The organism is Dyadobacter sp. 32, from assembly GCF_902506755.1.
In the GTDB taxonomy this organism is placed as follows: domain Bacteria; phylum Bacteroidota; class Bacteroidia; order Cytophagales; family Spirosomataceae; genus Dyadobacter.
Window position 1 is genome coordinate 2,754,827 of the sequence record NZ_LR735258.1, and the last position, 17,657, is coordinate 2,772,483.

Sequence of the window (17,657 nt, forward strand, 5' to 3'; positions counted from 1 at the left end):
AGAAAATACTAAAAAAAAAGGTCGATCCGGAGTTCCGGATCGACCTTTTAACTGCTATCTGATATTACTTCTTTTTCTTAACGATCACCTCAGTAAAGGTCCCGATTTTCCCATCCTTCACAGGCGCAGAGTATTTCACTGTTGTGCGGCCCTCTACGTCGTCAGCACACTTGCCAACTACGACTTTCTCGACCGATACGTTTACCACGGTCACTCCCTTAGGCACGATCAAACCTTTCTTCTGAATTTCATCGTTCAGGTTCAGGGTGAACTCTTCACAACGAACGCTTTTCACAATTTCACCGATAGAAACATTTTGTCTTACCATTTTTGGATCCGTAGCACCGGCAGGACATAAGCAACCTTCACATGTGCTTGACTTCACGTACTTCATGTAACTTTTGCCTCTAACCAACTTTGTACCCGAAACCACCACGTTATAAAGCTTGTTACACTCGCAAGTATCGCAAATAACCGAATCCTTCACGGCAAAGCCGGTTGAGCTTGCTTCACTTACACATGATCCACATGAGGCAGTAGCCTGGCTGTGTACCGTGGCATAGTATTGCCCGTAAAGCGGCCGTCCATTCGCAGCGTTAAGGAAGGCAGCAGGGAATGCCAATTGGTTACCTTCCTGGCAGATCACGGAAGCAATCACTTTGTCTACTCCATTATCAAGATGGTGGATTCTGGCGGTGAAAGTTTCGGTACGGGTTGTGTCCGGAGCATTTCTTGTTTTCCAGGTAAGCATGATCGGTTCTGCCTTCGTGGTATCCGTGGCGGTGTTGAACATCAAACCTTTGACAGACTTATCGCCCATTTTCCATTCCAGTTCAGGAGCAAGGCAAATAACCGGAGGTGTTGGCGCCTTTGGAACCGGAATATCCCATGCAAAATTTCTACGCATTGCTACACCCGCACTAAATCCGCCATGTTTCCGATCGTAAGGATAAACAGTGGCTCCCGGAAAAATATAGTCAAGCTTGGTTCTGAACCCGATGGCTTCAATACCCCACGCCCACAATCCGTTTTTACTAGGCAAAAATACACCCAGCGTTGCCAGCAAACCTGCATGATAGCGCTTGTTTGTTGCAGTTACTGAATAAATATTGTTTCCAGTCGGACGATCATAGATGAATATCGCAGCAGGTGTGGATCTGAAAATACCTCCTCTTGCGGATGCTTCAAGAAATATCGAGCGAGGCTTTTTGGTAAAAGAATAACTCAAAACAGGACCCACCACGAAATAATGATCTTCGGAAGCGCCTTTACGAACTTCTGCATTGGCTTTGGTTGATCCCGATTCGCTGATAATTTTATCAATAAATGGATTAATGTCTTTTCTGAAGAAGAAATTTTGCAAACCTGCCATAGCACCCAGACCAAATTTCAGTTGCTTGGGGTCCTTTGCCTTGAAATAATAATCAGCGTTCAGGGCAGCGTTAAAGCCAATGCCATTGAATAGTGCCTTATCCCGGTATTTGTTCGAATTAAAAGTTGCCTCCCAACTTCCACAAAAAGCAACGGCTGGGCCTAAAAACCCTCCTACACGCCACGGGCTGACTTTACGTTCTATGGCTACGGTGTCACAACCCTTGGCAGGATCCGGGCAGCTACTTGTTCCCTCCTGTGCAAAAGACGAAAGGGTAATCAAAGCAAACAAAGCAGCAAGCAAAAACTTGGGTAAAACTTGTTTTTTCATACATCTGAGATAAAAAGTGTGTAGTGCCGGTTGGCAGCATGATTGATTAAAAGTGGATTACAAAGTGTGTTAATACCTGATACGTGAAAAAAATGCTTAGGTCACATCTGGAAATGTAAAAATCATCTTTACTTCTCCAAAGCCAAACCTCGAACCATATCTGAGTAAAATCCATGCAATATTACATTACATGACTGCATTTCCAAATTATTATATTTAAACTAAAACTGATTGTAGATGTTCTTCTGCAAATCAACAATTCATTTCAGTCTGAAATGCGCTACTACTGGCAAATGATCCGAGGCATATTTCTCGTCGATCACTGTATTTTTAAGAACCTCAAAATGCCCCGCGTTCCGAACCATAATAAAATCAATGGTCTTATTGGGCTTTTCAACTGGAATCGTGGGAGCACAATCTGAAGAACATGTTCTTTTAAAATATTGATCAAAATACTGGATGACAGCACTTTCGGGTACAGCGTTAAAATCCCCTGCCAATATTAAAGGTAATTTATTCTCCTCAAAGTGTTTGATGATTTTTTCCGCCTGTAACTGCCTGTTGGGCTCCTTAAGCCCTAAATGTGTACTGGCAAAAAGCACCTGCTCTCCGGTCGGGAGTTTCACGTTGATGGAGGCAACAGCCCTTAATTCCTCCGGCTTATCCGGGTGTATAGGCAGGCTCAAACTGCCTGAATCCAGAATAGGAAAACGGGACAAGACAGCCACACCATATTCTCCACCCTGATGATCAATCGCCTTTGAAAAAAAACAGGTCATACCCAGTAGCTCAGCCAGTCGTTTGGCCTGATGTACACCCTTACCGGATCGCTCGGTATTGACATCTATTTCCTGTAAAGCCACCAAATCGGGCTTCTGTTCTTTAATAACTCTCGCTATTGCCTCGATATCAATTTTGTCCCCTGCCGATGGTGGATTACAATGATGAACATTATAGGTCATCACGGTAAGCATTGTTTCACTTTTTTTTCGTTTCGATTTTATATTCTGCCCGTCAACAGAAATAGTCAAAAAGCAGAATAAGATCGTTACCGATTGGATAATTTTTTTCATTACACTTATTTAATTGTTTATTGCTTGTAAGTTTTTTAGACTTGAATCTATCACAAATATCGCATGAGATTAGAAAAGTTAATAGTAACCGTTTTGTTACTGTCTTTCGTTGGCAAAATAAATGCACAAACCGTGCCACAGGACGTAAAATCGTTTTCACTTGCCAACGGCATGAAGTTTCTGGTACTTGAAGATCACTCCATCCCAACGGCCAACATGTACCTGTTTTGGAAAGTGGGATCAAGAAATGAAGTTCATGGAATTACCGGCTTGTCGCATTTCTTTGAACACATGATGTTCAACGGATCAAAAAATTATGCTCCGAAGCAATTCGACCGGGTGATGGAGGCCAACGGCGGGTCCAACAACGCCTACACCACCGAAAACGTAACGGTGTATACCGATTGGTTTCAAAAGGATGCATTGGAACTTATCTTTAAACTCGAATCGGATCGCATCCAAAATCTGACGATAGACGCCAAAATGGTCGAAAGTGAAAGAGGTGTGGTACTCTCCGAACGCAGTACATCGCTGGAAAACAATAATTTCCAAGTTCTGAACGAACTCGTACAATCTACTTCTTTTCAGGAGCATCCCTATATGTTTCCCGTCATTGGGTTTGAATCAGATATAAAAAGCTGGACACAGCAGGATCTGGAAAATTATTTCAGAATAAACTACGCTCCGAATAATGCGACGGTTGTGATCGTTGGGGATGTAAATCTGTCGCAGGTACAAAAACTGGCTGACCAATACATGGCACCGATTCCATCAAGAGGTATTCAACCCAAGATCAGAACAGTAGAACCGCCGCAAAATGGAGAAAAGAGAGTCGTCACCTACAAGGACGTTACCACGCCAAACATTCTGATATCCTATCATACACCAGAAACAACAAACCGTGATTATTATGCGATAGATTTGCTTGGCAGCTTACTTACTTCCGGGAATTCTTCAAGACTTGTTAAATCCCTGGTGATGGATACCACTATCGCCTCGGAGGTTTTCACTTCATTTACTGAAAGTTTTGACCCATACCTTTTTAACATTTTCGCGGTGGCGGGTGAAGGGATCAGTGCAGTGGATCTTGAAAAGGCCATTTATAAAGAGATTGACAATATCACTGCCCATGGTGTAACCGCCAACGAGCTGCAGAAAGTAAAAAATCAAAAAGTCATCCAATTTTATCGTCAGTTGGAGACCATCAATGGAAAGGCTCAGAACCTGGGAACCTATGATTTGTTTTTCGGTGATTACAAAAAGATGTTTGAAGCACCGGAAAAATACCAGAATGTAACCGCGGAGGAAATTCAGCAGGTAGCTGCACGGTACTTTACTGAGCGAAACAGAACGGTTGGTTTCCTGCTACCCGAAACAAAATAAAATTTGTCATCATCAAAAAAATCAGTTCATGAAACGATGCATACTCCTGTTGTTTACCCTAATCATCCACACGAGCTCTCACGCACAACCCAGCTTTCAACTGCCCCCCTATGAGGAATTCAAACTGAAAAATGGCATTACCGTGTATCTCATGGAGCAGCATGAGGTGCCCTTAATTAATGTATCGGCGGTATTCGATGCAGGCTCAATAAATGACGGCAGCCGCTATGGCTTGGCCAGCCTGACAGCGGACGCGATGCTTTTTGGAACGCAAAAGTATTCCAAGGAGCAGATTGAAGAACGCATCGATTTTGCCGGAGCCAGCTTGGCCACCTACGCCGGCAAAGATGTGGGTGGGCTTTCGGCCTCATTCGCTGCAAAAGACCAGGATCAACTTTTGGACCTTATCCAACAGGTTCTTGTGTATCCCGTATTTAATTCAAAAGAGATTGCAAAACACAAACAGAGAACCCTTTTGCAGCTTTCACAACAAAAGGAAAGTCCACAATCTGTTATCGGTGCTTATTTCAATTCGTTCGTTTATCGGAACTTTCCCTACGCCAATCCAACGTTCGGAACAAAATCCACCATCGAATCCATCAGTGACGAAGAGATAACAGCCTTCTATAAAACCAACTATACAACAGGCAAAGCAGCCATTGCGGTCGTTGGTGATTTTAAAACGGCTGTAATGAAAAAGAAAATCACCGCTCTTTTTGAAGGCTGGAAAACCGCCGGACCAAGAATGGTTAAAAGGGTGGCTCCGGATCTGTCATTTGACAAAAGCCGTGTCCTGCTGGTCAATAAAGATGACGCCAAGGAAACAACCTTTTTGATTGGAGGAAAGGGAGTAGACTATCTTAATCCCGACTATGTGCCGATCCTGGTGATCAACACCATTTTGGGCGGGCGCTTTACGTCATGGCTCAATGACGCACTCCGGGTGAACTCAGGACTCACGTACGGGGCATTCAGCCAGTTTGCGAGAAATAAATACGCAGGAACGTTTAACATCACCACATTCACAAAGAAGGAAACTACGGTTCCCGCCATTGATATGGCTTTGGCCGTTCTGGACAGCCTTCATAAAACCGGAATTGACGAAACTACACTACTCTCTGCCAAAGCATATGTAAAAGGGGACTTCCCACCCAACTACGAGTCCGGCGGCGCATTGGCACATTTGCTTACGGATATGTATGCCTACAACTTTGATAAAAGCTTCATTAATACATTTCAAAAAAAGGTGGATGAGCTTACTGCATCGCGTGCAAGTGAGATTATCAGGAATTACTTCCCGTCAGAGCATCTCCAATTCGTAATGATAGGAAAGGCCAGTGAAATACGGGAGCAAGTAAAAAAATACGGTGAGATAAGTGAGAAACAAATTAAAGCAGACGGCTTTTAGCAGGATGGACAGGTAACTTTATCGCTGACGGCTCTTTATTTCTAAACGCCATTCTACTAACTGAGTTTTAATAAAACCGATTATGATCAGAACAAAACATCTATTGAACCTATTGATGGTTTTCCTTGTGAGCCAAAGCTTAATTTTTGCTCAAAAAGGGAAACCCGTTTATACGAACCCACTTGGGATACAGGCTTATACCTTTCGGGGAAGCTGGCCGCGCGGAATTGAGGCAACGCTGGACACCATCCAGAAGCTCGGAATCACCGAAATGGAAGGCGGCCCCATTCCAGGCATGTCTACTGAGGAGCTTCGCAAACAACTGGATAAGCGAAACATCAAGATGCCATCCATCGGAGCAGATTACACCGCGCTTGCCAAAAGTACTGACGAGACAATCAAAAACGCTAAAATACTGGGCGCGAGCTACGTGATGGTGGCTTCAATTCCTCATGACAGAAGTGGATTTACCCTTGAGAATGCAAAAAAAGCAGTGGAAGATTTCAACCGCTCAGGAAAGATCCTGAAAGAAAATGGCATCACGCTGACCTATCACAATCACGGATTTGAGTTTGTGCCCTACGAAGACGGTACGCTATTCGACTACCTGGTACAAAACACCAATCCGGAATACGTTTCCTTCGAGATGGATATTTTGTGGACTGCATTCCCAGGACAGGATCCTGTTAAGTTGTTGAACAAATACGGCAGCCGTTGGAAACTGATGCACCTGAAAGATCTCAAAAAGGGTGTTAAAGGTGACCTTTCGGGAGGCACCCCCAAAACAAACGACGTGGCTCTGGGGAAAGGGTCTATTGATATTGAAGGGGTGTTGAAAGCTGCCAAAAAGGCTGGCGTCAAACACTATTTCATAGAAGATGAGAGCCCATCCTATCTGAAACAAATTCCCGAAACCATCGCCTATATCAAAAGTCTTAAATATTAATTCGGGATTTTATCACAATGAGGTAGCTGAGGATCGTTATTAGTTTCCATTACCCATGGACGCATGACGATCCTCTTCGGTTTTATCCCATCCTGAACATATCGCAAAACTTATCGACAAACCACATCCATGAAAAATAAAATTACAAGACGCGAAGCGCTTATAGCAGGAGCCGCAATGTTCCCTGCGTTTTCACTGCTTGCCAGGCCGCCCATCAAAAAATACCACATTGGCGTTCAGTTGTATTCAGTACGGGAGGAGATGAAGAAGGATCCACTGGCTACACTTAAAAAGATATCCGAAATAGGCTACCGCGAAGTAGAACCTGCCAGCTACGTAAACCAGCAGATATACGGTTATTCGGCTTTTGAATTTCGGAAAATTCTGGACGACCTGGGTTTAAGCATGCCTACCTCACACACCGGTTTCAAAAAGGCACACTGGGACATTACCAGAAACGACATTACGGATGAGTACAAAAAAACACTTGAGGATGCGGTGGTGACGGGTCAAAAATTAATGATCGTTCCAAGTTTTGACTGGGACAAAAAAAATATTGATGAAGTAAAAAAGGGAATCGAGGCGTTTAACCGGATGGGTGAGATCGCATCTCAATCCGGACTTTTAATCGGTTTTCACAACCATCATCAGGAGTTTGAAGAGCGCATTGGAGAAGGATATCTTTACGATTTCATGCTCAAAGAATGGGATCCGAGGTATGTTGTCCAGCAACTCGATATTGCCAACATGTCTGTCGCCGGTGTAGATCCGATGGCCTTTCTACGTAAATATCCCAAGCACTATGAATCCATTCACGTCAAGGATTTTGACCCAAAAACAAAGCGCAGCACGCATTTGGGTGAAGGATCATTGAAAATGGATGAGATACTCACTTTCGCAAAAAAGAATACATCCATTCAGTACTGGGTGATCGAACAGGAAGATTACGGGACAAAAACGCCGCTGGAAGCTGTCGATTTTGACCTCCACCGTTTCAAAAAATACGGCTTTATATAGATGTAATGATTAAAACCCCATGGCTGCAGGGCTGCCCGACGAAACGTCAATCAGCCCTGCAGTATGTGCGTGCACCGATTACCAGCCGGGATTTTGTATCAACCCAGGCGTTCTCTGCAATTCGTCCTGCATGATCGGGAACAGGTAATGCCGTGGCGCCACGAAGACCCGGTTCTCAACAAAAAACCGTTTCATCTTGTATTTTTTTGCTCCGATAATGATCTTTCCTTCCGGGTCTTCGACTGGTTTCATTCCGTTGATCATACGCTGCGCTTTTGGATAAGGCCAGTAACTTTGAGAACGAAGATCGTTCGTCGCTCCTGCACTTTGCCATGCCTGCTCTTTTGCAAGCTCACCCGATGAGCTGGGTTCGAGATAGAGCCTGAAAGTCCATATCCGGTTGTTCTCATAAAATAGCTCTACCCTCCGCTCACGTTGAATGTATTCGTTCATGAGTGCTTTATTGGCCATGGCAGCTGGAGGCAAAGGCGCCATGAAAGAGCGTTTTCTTACCTGGTTCAACATTTCATAGATTTCAGCATTCGGTCCGGTCGACTCATTCACCGCTTCACAATAGATGTAAATAAATTCCGGTAAACGCCAGATGGGCGGTGCACTGATGTCAAAACTCTTATCCCGGTTCCACGACTCTTTAAAAAATTTCCTTAGGAAGTAACCCGTTGTGGTAGAGTTGGATGCACCTATTTTATCCGCACCTTCCGCTATGTTGATCTGTTTTCCTTTGAAAGTTGAACCGTGGTACATAATGTCCCTGTAGAACCTTGGATCCCGTTTTACACTTTCAAACGGATTTTCGTCGTCATAGCCATCTTTTTTGGCATTTGTGTGGTAAACAGGATAGCCGTACCCATCCTTAGAGATATATTCGTATTCGTCCACCTGTTCCTGTACCGGCATTTGGCGGGAACTCCCACCCCATGTCGGTGGATAAATATCACCTTGCCAGGCTTGGTTTTTATCTTTCGTAACCATAAACACCGATTCCTTAAGGTAGGCATCCATGCTGTAATACATATCCCACAACCGGGCATAAACCTTCGAGTTGTTATTATTGACCCCTGCATCGTCTTTGAAATCCGTAGCATCATGGCCCAAATACAAGCTGTATCGCTGCTGTCCGTCGGCCTTAAAGTCGATCACGGCTTTGGCAGCGTCCCTTGCCTTGACCCATCTGGCCGGGTTACTTGCATATTCGGCTTTAAACTGGCGCGTATCATTGGGCAACTGCCCTCCATTCCAAAGTGGCGTGGCGGCCATCCAGCTCACGATGGCTTTTAGACCAAGGCAGGCTCCCTTATCAATTCTACCAAAGTCCGACCCGCCCCAGGTTGCAGGTACCCGTGCCATCGCTGAGTCACAATCCTGTTCGATCTTGGCAACAATAGCGTGAAAAGACTCCTGCTTGAATTCCATCGGGTCTTTGGCTCCAATCGTTCTGTTAAGGTACACGATTTCGCCATACATCCTGGCCGTCAGATAGTGCAGGTAGGCCCTCATGAAATAAGTTTCACCAATTCTTTTCTCAAGATCTCCTGCCTGTAAAGGGTTGTCGGGTGTATTGTATTTTTTTATACCCTCAAGAATCACATTGGCTTTTCTGATTTTGGTATACAAATCCCACCAGTACTGACCAGTACTACTCCGATCGGGCATTGCAATTGAGCTCCAATCGCCGGAGTTGAATTTATTGGTAAGGCTACCTTCGGCAGTCGAGCCTTCGGCCTCATCCGTTACCGGCGCGCTTGAAAAGTGATTAAAAAACACCAAAGGTCGGTTAGCGCCTTTTATATTGGCGTAAAGATCCGTAACCAGCTGATTGGTTTTGTTATACCGGGTAAAAACCTGAGATTCATCGATTTTGTCGTCCGGTTTTCTATCCAGATAATCTTCACTACATCCCAAAACGAGGGCCCCTAAGATCAGAATTGTTAAACGGGTATATCTATATGACAAACTTGTAATTAATTTCATTTCGAAAAAATTTAAAAGGTAAGATCTAGACCAAAGTTGATGACTTTCTGAATCGGGTACCAATCTCCGGCACCTTCCCTTGTTTCAGGATCCATATCCACGTTTTTCAGCCCATCCCAGGTAAGCAAATTCATGCCTTGTGCATAGAAGCGTAATTGCTTAATACCAATTCTGCTGATCAACCGGGTAGGCAGGTTGTAACCAAGTTCGACCGTTTTTAACCGGATGTATTTTGCATCATATAGGAACAATCCACTGTTAAGATTCTTGTTATTGCTATGATCTCCAAAATGTAAGGCGGGATAAGTGGCCGTCGATGCGGTTTCGGGTGTCCATCTATTGAGGTGCATCGGCTTAACTTTTCCGTATTTATCCTGAGAAAACAGCGGGAAATCATACACCGCAGCACCAGACAACTGCATGGAGGTACGGGTGGCTCCCTGAAACATCGTGCTAAAATCGAATCCTTTGTATCGAAGAGTGATCGGGATCCCAAACATCATCTCCGGGTTACGCGGATTTCCCATCACAGTACGATCGCCCAGGTCGTCTATTTTACCATCCCCGTTCAGGTCTTTGTAAACCACATCACCAGGCCGCACCGTACCCCAGGGCTGGAATCCAGCTCCCGAATTCATCGCATTCAACTGGTTAGCTTCCTCCTGATTCTGAATAAAATGATCAACAACGTAATTGAAATGTTCATCAATTCTTTTGCCCGTTCCTGCCCTGCCAGCATATTTATACGGAATCTCGTTCATGAATATTACCTTATTTCTGGCATAGGTAAAATTAGGACGTACTGTGTAACTGAAATGCTTACCAATTTGCCCGGTCCAGCCCACCTCGAAATCAATTCCTTTGTTATCGACGATACCCGAGTTCAGGTAGGGTGCATCTTTCCCGACGATGTCAGGGAACCCCAGCTTTGTTCCACCACCAAGATCCGTGATAATATCATATCGGTGCTCTGCAAAAAGATCAACCACAAAAGTTAACTTCTTGAACAAAGTAGCATCGATACCGATGTTTGTTTTTCGTGCCTTTTCCCAGGTGAGGTTCACATTAGCCAAATCCCCTTCTGCTGCTCCTCCACCAGCACCCGAACCGAAATTATCGATACCAAAGCTGTAATCGCTTCCGCCACCGTAATATTGCAGGTAAATAAACCGTCGGCTATTAGGCACCTTATCACTTCCTACCAGCCCCACGGAGCCTCTGATCTTCAGACTATTCAGCCAGTTCTGGGTTGTTTTCATGAAGTTTTCCCTGGTCACTACCCAACCCGCCGAGACGGCCGGAAAGAATCCATATCTTCTGCCCTTCGCAAAGTTTTCTGAACCGTTGTAAGCTGCATTTAGCTCAAACAAATATCTGTCATCAAAACCATAAGTAAGACGACCCGTAACACCCTGGTAGCTGTATGGGACCTGAATGTTATCGGCGTTATCCGCATTTTTCTCAACCCTGATCCTCCTCGAACGGTTACCCAGTATCATACCCGTTACGGCGTGTAAACCAAAATTCCTGGTATAGTCCAGCTTTACCTGTGTATACGCCCGGCTCTCACTGGGATTGAAAGTAAGTTTGTTGCCGAGGGTCTGATCGATGTTAAATTTGTTACCGGTTTTATATGCGCCTTCATAATGCCCTGGTTCACGATAAACATCACTTCCCACTACCGGCACAAAGGTGGCGTAGCTCGGATATTCCCGATAGCCCTCCGAATAGGTATTGACCTTCCTGACGATCCAATTCCCTTCTGAGGCATCGTACGAGAATAAGCCTTCTATATTTAATCCCTCCGTAATAAAATCCAGCCGGTGCCCAAGTGAAAACGATCCGTTGAGATAGGTATTTTTTTCCTGCTGAAAACCCGAGCGACTCAGCTCACCGAGCATGTTAAAACGGTATATCTGATCGCCGTAAAGGGCCCCTAGCGGATTATTCTGAAAATAGGTTTGATTAGCTGCATTATCGTTCTGCTCTACGACAATTGGCAGATACGATGGCTGTGTGTTTGCCAGTTCCACCACACGTGCAGCCGAAGTTCCAGGTGCCATCCGGTCGGTAATGCGAGCTCCAAGGTCGAGTTTTGCATAAAAATGCTTGGTGATATCTATATCGATGTTGGACCTGAAATTGTACCGTTTGAAAACTGCCTGTGAGTTGTAGTTACTCAGTTCGGTGTGTTTATAATTGCCATCCTGTTGAAAAAGGTTGGCCAATACAAAATATCTTGCCCTTTCGGAACCACCATTTATCGAAATACTATAATCCTGCTGTGCCCCTGGTTTGAAAGCATAATCAAAATAATTCCAGTTATAGCCCAGACCATCGGAATTATCACCCTTTGCCTTTTTGAAATTGTCGATTGCCGTCTGTGAAAAAAGGTTTAGCGTGTTGGGATCGGCTTGAGGACTGTCGTTTCTGCGCGCCTCATTATACAGTTCGGCATATTCTGCCGAGCCCAGGTAAGTTGGAAACTTAACAGGCTGGTTCACACCATAAGAAGCCTTAAAATTGACAATCGCCTTGTCGCTCGCTTTTCCCCTTTTGGTTGTGATCAGAATTACACCATTAGCGCCTCTCACACCATAAGGCGCTGTAGCAGAAGCATCTTTTAAAATGGTAAATGTTTCAATCTCCGCGGGCGCCAGATAATCCATGCTCCTTTCCAGTCCGTCGATGATCACAATCGGAGACTTGTCACCATAGGTACCCATTCCCCGAATAAAGATGTCACTTTTGTCTACTCCGGGCTCACCACCGCTAAATTGATTGGCCATAAGCCCAGGCAACCTTCCGGCCAGAGCGTTGGTTAGGTTGGCAGTGGGGCTTTGCCTCAGATCTTCCGTTGTGATGGTGGCTATGGCGCCCGTAATGGTTGCCTTTTTCTGAGAACCAAAACCTACGATTACGATTTCATTCAAGCCGGCTACATCTTCAGGCAATTCAATGCTCAGTACCGTCTGGGCGTCTACCACGACTTCCTTGGTAAGGTAGCCTATAAAACTCACTACAATGATATTGCCTTTGTCCGCCTCAATGGAGAATTTCCCATTCACATCCGATGAAGTTCCGATTTCAGTGCCTTTTACAACAATCGTTGCACCAGGCAGGGCTAAGCCCCGACTGTCTTTTACTGTTCCGGAAATCTCCCTTATCACGGTTTCCTTCGGCAGCACAGGTTCGTCCGGAAATTTGATTGATTCTGTGGGTGTTCTCCCTTTTTCCTGCTTAAATATTGCGATTTGACGTCCAATAATTTTATACGCCAGATCTGAACCTTTGAGTGCCTTGTTAAGCACCGTTGGGATTGTTTCGTTCTTTAGATTAAGCGTCAGATCATAGCGATCATTTCCATTGAAAAGATTGTCCTTGTAAAATATACGATAATCCGTTTGGTGTTCGATCTGATTGAAAAGTGCAGGGAGACTGCCGTTTCGGATTTTCACATCTATGCGATTTTTCTGAGAATAGCTTGTCGCGTGAACCCCCATCATTCCCACACACAACAGTAGAACTGTTATCCTCATAATGCGTATCAGTTTTTGTAGGCAAAATGCTTTCAAAGGGCAATACCCCGAATGGTCAAATTTTTTCATAAATTTGAATTGACTTTTGTGAATACAATGGTTAAAAAATTCCACTTGCTTGCCGGCAAGTGCCTGTTTTGCGGAAGACGTTACAGCGTCTTCCGTTTTTTATTGAGTTTGGATACCTTTTTCTAGAATAAACCTCCTTCCTGTTTTGTGATAAGTTAATGATGTCGTGGTTGCTATGATCTCAATTACATGCTCGATGTTTTCCTGAAGATCTAGTTTACCGGAGAATTTTTCATCCGCGAGCCCCTCCTCTTTAAGCGATAAATCGTATCGGTAGTATCTGGAAAGTTTTTTAAGTATACCATCAAGTGGGGCACTTTTGAGGATCAGGTAGCCATCTTTCCAGGAAATATATTGTTCAACATCCACCTTATCGATAGACACGCGGTTAGCAGCAGGATCATAGACGGCTCTTGTCCCAGGAACCATAATATTTTTCTTACCACCAAAGATTGCAGCCTTGTCCGTTACAAGTTCAATACTCCCTCTGGTCAGTACTGCATAATTTTGGTGGTCATCGTCATAGGAGCTTATATCAAACTCAGTCCCAAGAACTTTCACATTCATGTTGTTTGTACGAACATAAAATGGACTCGACTCATCATGCGAAACCGAAAAATATGCCTGTCCCTCAAGAAAGACCTCTCTTTTACCCGCACTAAATTGGGAGGGATATACAAGCTTTGAACCTGAATTGACCCAGATCCTGGTTCCATCCGACAAGGTGATGGTGCTCCTTTTCCCGTAAGGGACGACAAGCGTGCTCCATGCTCCCTGCCCCGCTACCTGATCCTTTTTCACTATAGTCAGAGAGTCGATCTGTATGTCTCCATTTTTGTAAATGACCTCAGAATTATCCTTTTTCAGATTAATTTTCCGCTTATCAGCCAACAGTAGCTGCGTATCCGAAGAGGAAAATGACACTTCCTCTGCCAGATTTTTCATGGCTTCTTCTTCTGAATCTTTTTGAGATAAATAATATCCGGAAAATGTGATTAGCAACAATACAGCTGCTGCAGCAGCGAACCACCATGCGCCGCCAAATGATTTCCCGATGCCAACACTCTTCCCGGACTTGAGGCTATTGCCAACCCTCGACCATAGCTCCATCTTTTCCGGGTCTGGCAGTGCTTCCTTATCGAGATAGTTAAAAAGTATTCTTGCTCTATCCGCAATTTGCGCTTCCTCATTAGTAAGGTCGACGCGATTAGTACCATCCTTGTCGGCGTATTTGTCCTTTGCTTCTTCTTCCATCTCTGACTTGATTTCAGATACAAGAGAAGAAACTCAAAAGTTTATAGACTTCTAAACCGATTTATTTTAACAAAAAGAAGAAAAAAAATTAAACCCAGATCAGAAGAAGCAGGTAAGAAACATCGAGTTTAGTTCGAAGATGTTTAATTGCACGATAAATGAATGTTCGGCAGGTAGGTACTGAAATATGCATCATAGCTGCTATTTCGTCATACTCCAGATCATGATTGAACCGTAGGTATAGAATTTCGCGTTGCCGGTCAGGCAGTTTATTTATTTCCACAGACAGCGCAAGGAGCATTTCCCGCTGATTTTCGTCAGTGATAATATCATCTTCAATACTAAATGTAAATGTCTGTACCTGCATAGATTCGTCCGTAACGAGCCAATCAATCTGCAATAAGTTGGATTTTCGGTTGGCTACCTGAATTTTTCTTCGAAGCGATTTGAGCAGATAAAATTTCACATTAACATCCTTGGCGAGCCCCGAGCGGTAATTGTGCAAGTCAATAAAAAGATCATGAATACAGTCTTTGATCAGATCGGTGTCATGAGAATAACGCATACCGAACGCGTAAAGAATATCCACGTAACGATCGTACAAGTCGCTGAAAGCGGCCTGACTTCCCGATATAAACGCTCTCCATAGATCATGATCCAGCTCAAAACGCGTTGTACCGGATTGTTGGTTTGAAAAACTTTTATCCTTAGACATCACCAAATCTATACATCAAACAATACGCCTAACATTAATCAGGAGGATTTGTTGTTGCAATATTACACTTTATGGCATGATTTACCCTAAAATGCAAAATGTGATTTGGGCTGTTCCGACCAGCTATCCTGGGTTCCTGAAAGAACCTCAAACGCAAATCTTCGTTTCTGTTTGTTGCAGGAACACGAGATTGTTTTATAATTTGCAAAAAAATAAGATCATGGAACCAGCACTATTAAATGAAGTCCCGTCACTTGATTTGGCCGATTTCACCTCAGGCGATCAGGAACGGAAGGGAAAATTTGTTGCAGATTTGGGTTCTGCCTTCACCAACATTGGCTTTGTAGCCATTAAAAACCATGGATTAAGCGACGACTTACGTATCAGACTGTACGAATCAGTTCAAAGTTTTTTTACTTTACCGGAAGCTGAAAAGAAAAAATATGAGTTTCCTGAACTTTCGGGGCAGCGCGGTTATATCGGCAAGGGCAAAGAAACCGCCAAGGGTTTTAAAGTTGCCGACTTAAAGGAATTTTACCATGTGGGACAACCTGAGCCTATCGGCAACATGCCCTCCAACGTGTTTCCAGCCGAGCTTCCTGAATTTAAGGAATATACCCTTGAAGTATACAGGACTTTTGAAAATGCGGGAAAAACACTGCTTAGGGCTATTGCCATTTACCTGCAATTACCCGAGGACTACTTCGAAGAGAAGGTAAAAAATGGGGATAGCCTTTTACGCGCCTTGCATTATTTCCCCATCGAAAATCCCGAACTGGTTCCTGAAGGAGCGGTAAGGGCAGCTGCACACGGTGATATCAACCTGATCACGCTATTGATGGGTGCCAGTGCCGAAGGCCTGGAGGTGCTTCGCCGCGATGGTGCCTGGATTGCAATCACAGCCCTACCCGACCAGATTGTGGTAAACGTGGGTGATATGCTTGACCGGCTTACCAATCACAAATTAAAATCCACAATACACCGGGTGGTAAATCCGCCGCGAGAAAAAATGGGCACCTCACGTTATTCTATTCCGTTCTTTATGCATCCGCGCGCAGACATGGATCTGACGAGTCTGGACAGCTGTGTAAGTGCCGAGTATCCCAAGCTCTACACCAACATGACCGCCGGGGAATTCCTGGATGAACGGTTGCGAGAGCTCGGTTTAAAGAAATAAATCGCTGTTAGAAAAGCGGGAAACCAGCTCCTCTAACGAACTCAATATTTTGATTATCAGAATATTATCTGCTTAACGAAAGCCAAAAAATAGTGTTCCCCTAACTACCAACTAAATTCCGTACATCTTTTATCAGACAACCATTGTCCAACCCAATCCGGCGCTTTCGGTATATGATCTATCTGTTGGATATTCTTCTTTTGTCGTTTACGGCATTTGGAGGGCCACAGGTGCATTTGATGATGATGATCGAGAGATTAGTCAAGAAAAGACGATATCTTACTGAGGAAGAACTTTTGGAATTGCAAGCCCTTTGTCAGGTTTTACCCGGACCAAGTTCTACCCAAACCATTACGGCCATAAGCCTGAAAATTGGCGGACAACCCCTGGCCTATCTCGGGCTGCTGGTTTGGTCGCTGCCGGCTATGATCATGATGTCATTCGCAGCTATCGGTATTCATTATCTTGAGCGCCGGCAAATCTCTCTTTCCTTCACCCGCTTTGTAGGCCCCATGGCGGTGGCGTTTTTGATTTCCGGTGCGTATAGAATTGCCAGGAAAGTCATTCACAATGTACAGGACTGGACCTTCCTGCTAATCTCCATCGTACTGGTATACTTCTACCCCTCTCCCTATATGACCCCCGTTCTGATCGTATCAGGAGGTATTGCCGCTTCGTATTTAAACTTTGGGAAACAGGAAAAAATGGTACGCGAGCCACTAAAAATAAAATGGCGCCCCATCATTTTCTGGATTTCGGTGCTGATCTCTGCGGCGGTGGTGGGCGGAGTGACCAAATCTTTACCAGTCCGATTATTCGAAAACTTTTACCGTAACGGAAGTCTGGTATTTGGTGGCGGTCAGGTTCTTATTCCTATATTGTACAATGAGTTTGTGGAGTTTAAGCATTATCTCACCCCTCAGGAATTTTTGTCGGGAATGGCTTTAACTCAGATTGTCCCAGGACCCGTATTTTCCATTGCTACGTTCGTTGGGAGTATGTCGATGCAGTCGGCAGGCGTGTCCGGTCAGTTACTGGGCGGCTTTGTGGCTACCGCTGGTATATTTTTACCGGGGACATTTTTTATCTTTTTCGCCTATCCTTTCTGGGATCAGCTCCGAAAATACAGAGGGATTCGTGCTTCATTGAACGGAATCCATGCAGTGAGCTGCGGCCTCACCATAGCCGCTGCCATTTCCATGTTTGAACCCATGACGAACAGTTTACAGCCTGTGCTCACGGTGCTGGGTACATTAGTCATGCTCACATTCACCAAAATCCCTTCCTACATTATCATTCTTGGTGGCCTGATACTCGGCCTGTTTGTATAGCAAAACAAGCGTCATTTGCTTTATTCCTTATGTTTTTCAAACTTTGGCACG

General features: G+C 44.4%; 12 protein-coding genes. 6 read left to right on the plus strand and 6 right to left on the minus strand.

What is annotated here, in order from left to right; all coding sequences use genetic code 11:
• Nucleotides 1–64: 64 nt before the first annotated feature.
• Nucleotides 65–1,702 (minus strand): hypothetical protein, encoded by a 1,638-nt coding sequence (locus DYADSP32_RS11105; RefSeq protein WP_149242667.1) that lies wholly within the window; start codon nucleotides 1,700–1,702, stop codon nucleotides 65–67.
• A gap of 260 nt (nucleotides 1,703–1,962) precedes the next feature.
• Nucleotides 1,963–2,775, minus strand: a complete 813-nt coding sequence (locus DYADSP32_RS11110) for an endonuclease/exonuclease/phosphatase family protein (RefSeq protein ID WP_149242666.1) — start codon at nucleotides 2,773–2,775, stop codon at nucleotides 1,963–1,965.
• Nucleotides 2,776–2,838: 63 nt separating this feature from the next.
• On the opposite strand from DYADSP32_RS11110, the gene DYADSP32_RS11115 reads away from it, so the two are divergent.
• From DYADSP32_RS11115 to DYADSP32_RS11130, 4 genes are all read left to right on the plus strand, one after another.
• Nucleotides 2,839–4,158, plus strand: coding sequence for a M16 family metallopeptidase (locus tag DYADSP32_RS11115; RefSeq protein ID WP_149242665.1), 1,320 nt, complete (start codon nucleotides 2,839–2,841; stop codon nucleotides 4,156–4,158).
• 28 nt (nucleotides 4,159–4,186) lie between these two features.
• Nucleotides 4,187–5,566, plus strand: a complete 1,380-nt coding sequence (locus tag DYADSP32_RS11120; RefSeq protein ID WP_149242664.1) for a M16 family metallopeptidase — start codon at nucleotides 4,187–4,189, stop codon at nucleotides 5,564–5,566.
• Between the two features lie 82 nt (nucleotides 5,567–5,648).
• Nucleotides 5,649–6,512: a sugar phosphate isomerase/epimerase family protein gene (locus DYADSP32_RS11125; protein WP_149242663.1), complete on the plus strand. Its 864-nt coding sequence runs from the start codon at nucleotides 5,649–5,651 to the stop codon at nucleotides 6,510–6,512.
• Between the two features lie 129 nt (nucleotides 6,513–6,641).
• The gene (locus DYADSP32_RS11130) at nucleotides 6,642–7,529 is read left to right on the plus strand and encodes a sugar phosphate isomerase/epimerase family protein (RefSeq protein ID WP_149242662.1); all 888 of its coding nucleotides are present in this window, start codon (nucleotides 6,642–6,644) and stop codon (nucleotides 7,527–7,529) included.
• Between the two features lie 78 nt (nucleotides 7,530–7,607).
• Here DYADSP32_RS11130 and DYADSP32_RS11135 read toward each other — a convergent pair whose 3' ends face one another.
• From DYADSP32_RS11135 to DYADSP32_RS11150, 4 genes are all read right to left on the minus strand, one after another.
• Nucleotides 7,608–9,521, minus strand: a complete 1,914-nt coding sequence (locus DYADSP32_RS11135) for a RagB/SusD family nutrient uptake outer membrane protein (RefSeq protein ID WP_149242661.1) — start codon at nucleotides 9,519–9,521, stop codon at nucleotides 7,608–7,610.
• A gap of 11 nt (nucleotides 9,522–9,532) precedes the next feature.
• On the minus strand, nucleotides 9,533–13,060 hold the full coding sequence (locus DYADSP32_RS11140) for a TonB-dependent receptor (protein ID WP_414617691.1): 3,528 nt from the start codon (nucleotides 13,058–13,060) through the stop codon (nucleotides 9,533–9,535).
• A gap of 168 nt (nucleotides 13,061–13,228) precedes the next feature.
• Complete coding sequence (locus tag DYADSP32_RS11145) at nucleotides 13,229–14,383, minus strand: FecR domain-containing protein (protein WP_149242659.1); 1,155 nt, start codon at nucleotides 14,381–14,383, stop codon at nucleotides 13,229–13,231.
• Nucleotides 14,384–14,471: 88 nt separating this feature from the next.
• The gene (locus DYADSP32_RS11150) at nucleotides 14,472–15,098 is read right to left on the minus strand and encodes a sigma-70 family RNA polymerase sigma factor (RefSeq protein ID WP_149242658.1); all 627 of its coding nucleotides are present in this window, start codon (nucleotides 15,096–15,098) and stop codon (nucleotides 14,472–14,474) included.
• Nucleotides 15,099–15,318: 220 nt separating this feature from the next.
• Between DYADSP32_RS11150 and DYADSP32_RS11155 the strand changes: the two genes are divergently transcribed.
• Together DYADSP32_RS11155 and chrA are read left to right on the plus strand one after the other, a co-directional pair.
• The gene (locus DYADSP32_RS11155; protein WP_149242657.1) at nucleotides 15,319–16,275 is read left to right on the plus strand and encodes an isopenicillin N synthase family dioxygenase; all 957 of its coding nucleotides are present in this window, start codon (nucleotides 15,319–15,321) and stop codon (nucleotides 16,273–16,275) included.
• 173 nt (nucleotides 16,276–16,448) lie between these two features.
• Nucleotides 16,449–17,606, plus strand: a complete 1,158-nt coding sequence (gene chrA, locus DYADSP32_RS11160; protein ID WP_149244887.1) for a chromate efflux transporter — start codon at nucleotides 16,449–16,451, stop codon at nucleotides 17,604–17,606.
• Nucleotides 17,607–17,657 lie beyond the last annotated feature (51 nt).

Coding starts and splice junctions, on each gene's coding strand:
- DYADSP32_RS11115 (WP_149242665.1), top strand. CDS start 2,839: ATGAGATTAGAAAAGTTAATAGTAACCGTTTTGTTACTGTCTTTCGTT.
- DYADSP32_RS11130 (WP_149242662.1), top strand. CDS start 6,642: ATGAAAAATAAAATTACAAGACGCGAAGCGCTTATAGCAGGAGCCGCA.
- DYADSP32_RS11110 (WP_149242666.1), bottom strand. CDS start 2,775: ATGAAAAAAATTATCCAATCGGTAACGATCTTATTCTGCTTTTTGACT.
- DYADSP32_RS11155 (WP_149242657.1), top strand. CDS start 15,319: ATGGAACCAGCACTATTAAATGAAGTCCCGTCACTTGATTTGGCCGAT.
- DYADSP32_RS11105 (WP_149242667.1), bottom strand. CDS start 1,702: ATGAAAAAACAAGTTTTACCCAAGTTTTTGCTTGCTGCTTTGTTTGCT.
- DYADSP32_RS11140 (WP_414617691.1), bottom strand. CDS start 13,060: ATGAGGATAACAGTTCTACTGTTGTGTGTGGGAATGATGGGGGTTCAC.
- chrA (WP_149244887.1), top strand. CDS start 16,449: ATGATCTATCTGTTGGATATTCTTCTTTTGTCGTTTACGGCATTTGGA.
- DYADSP32_RS11120 (WP_149242664.1), top strand. CDS start 4,187: ATGAAACGATGCATACTCCTGTTGTTTACCCTAATCATCCACACGAGC.
- DYADSP32_RS11125 (WP_149242663.1), top strand. CDS start 5,649: ATGATCAGAACAAAACATCTATTGAACCTATTGATGGTTTTCCTTGTG.
- DYADSP32_RS11145 (WP_149242659.1), bottom strand. CDS start 14,383: ATGGAAGAAGAAGCAAAGGACAAATACGCCGACAAGGATGGTACTAAT.
- DYADSP32_RS11135 (WP_149242661.1), bottom strand. CDS start 9,521: ATGAAATTAATTACAAGTTTGTCATATAGATATACCCGTTTAACAATT.
- DYADSP32_RS11150 (WP_149242658.1), bottom strand. CDS start 15,098: ATGTCTAAGGATAAAAGTTTTTCAAACCAACAATCCGGTACAACGCGT.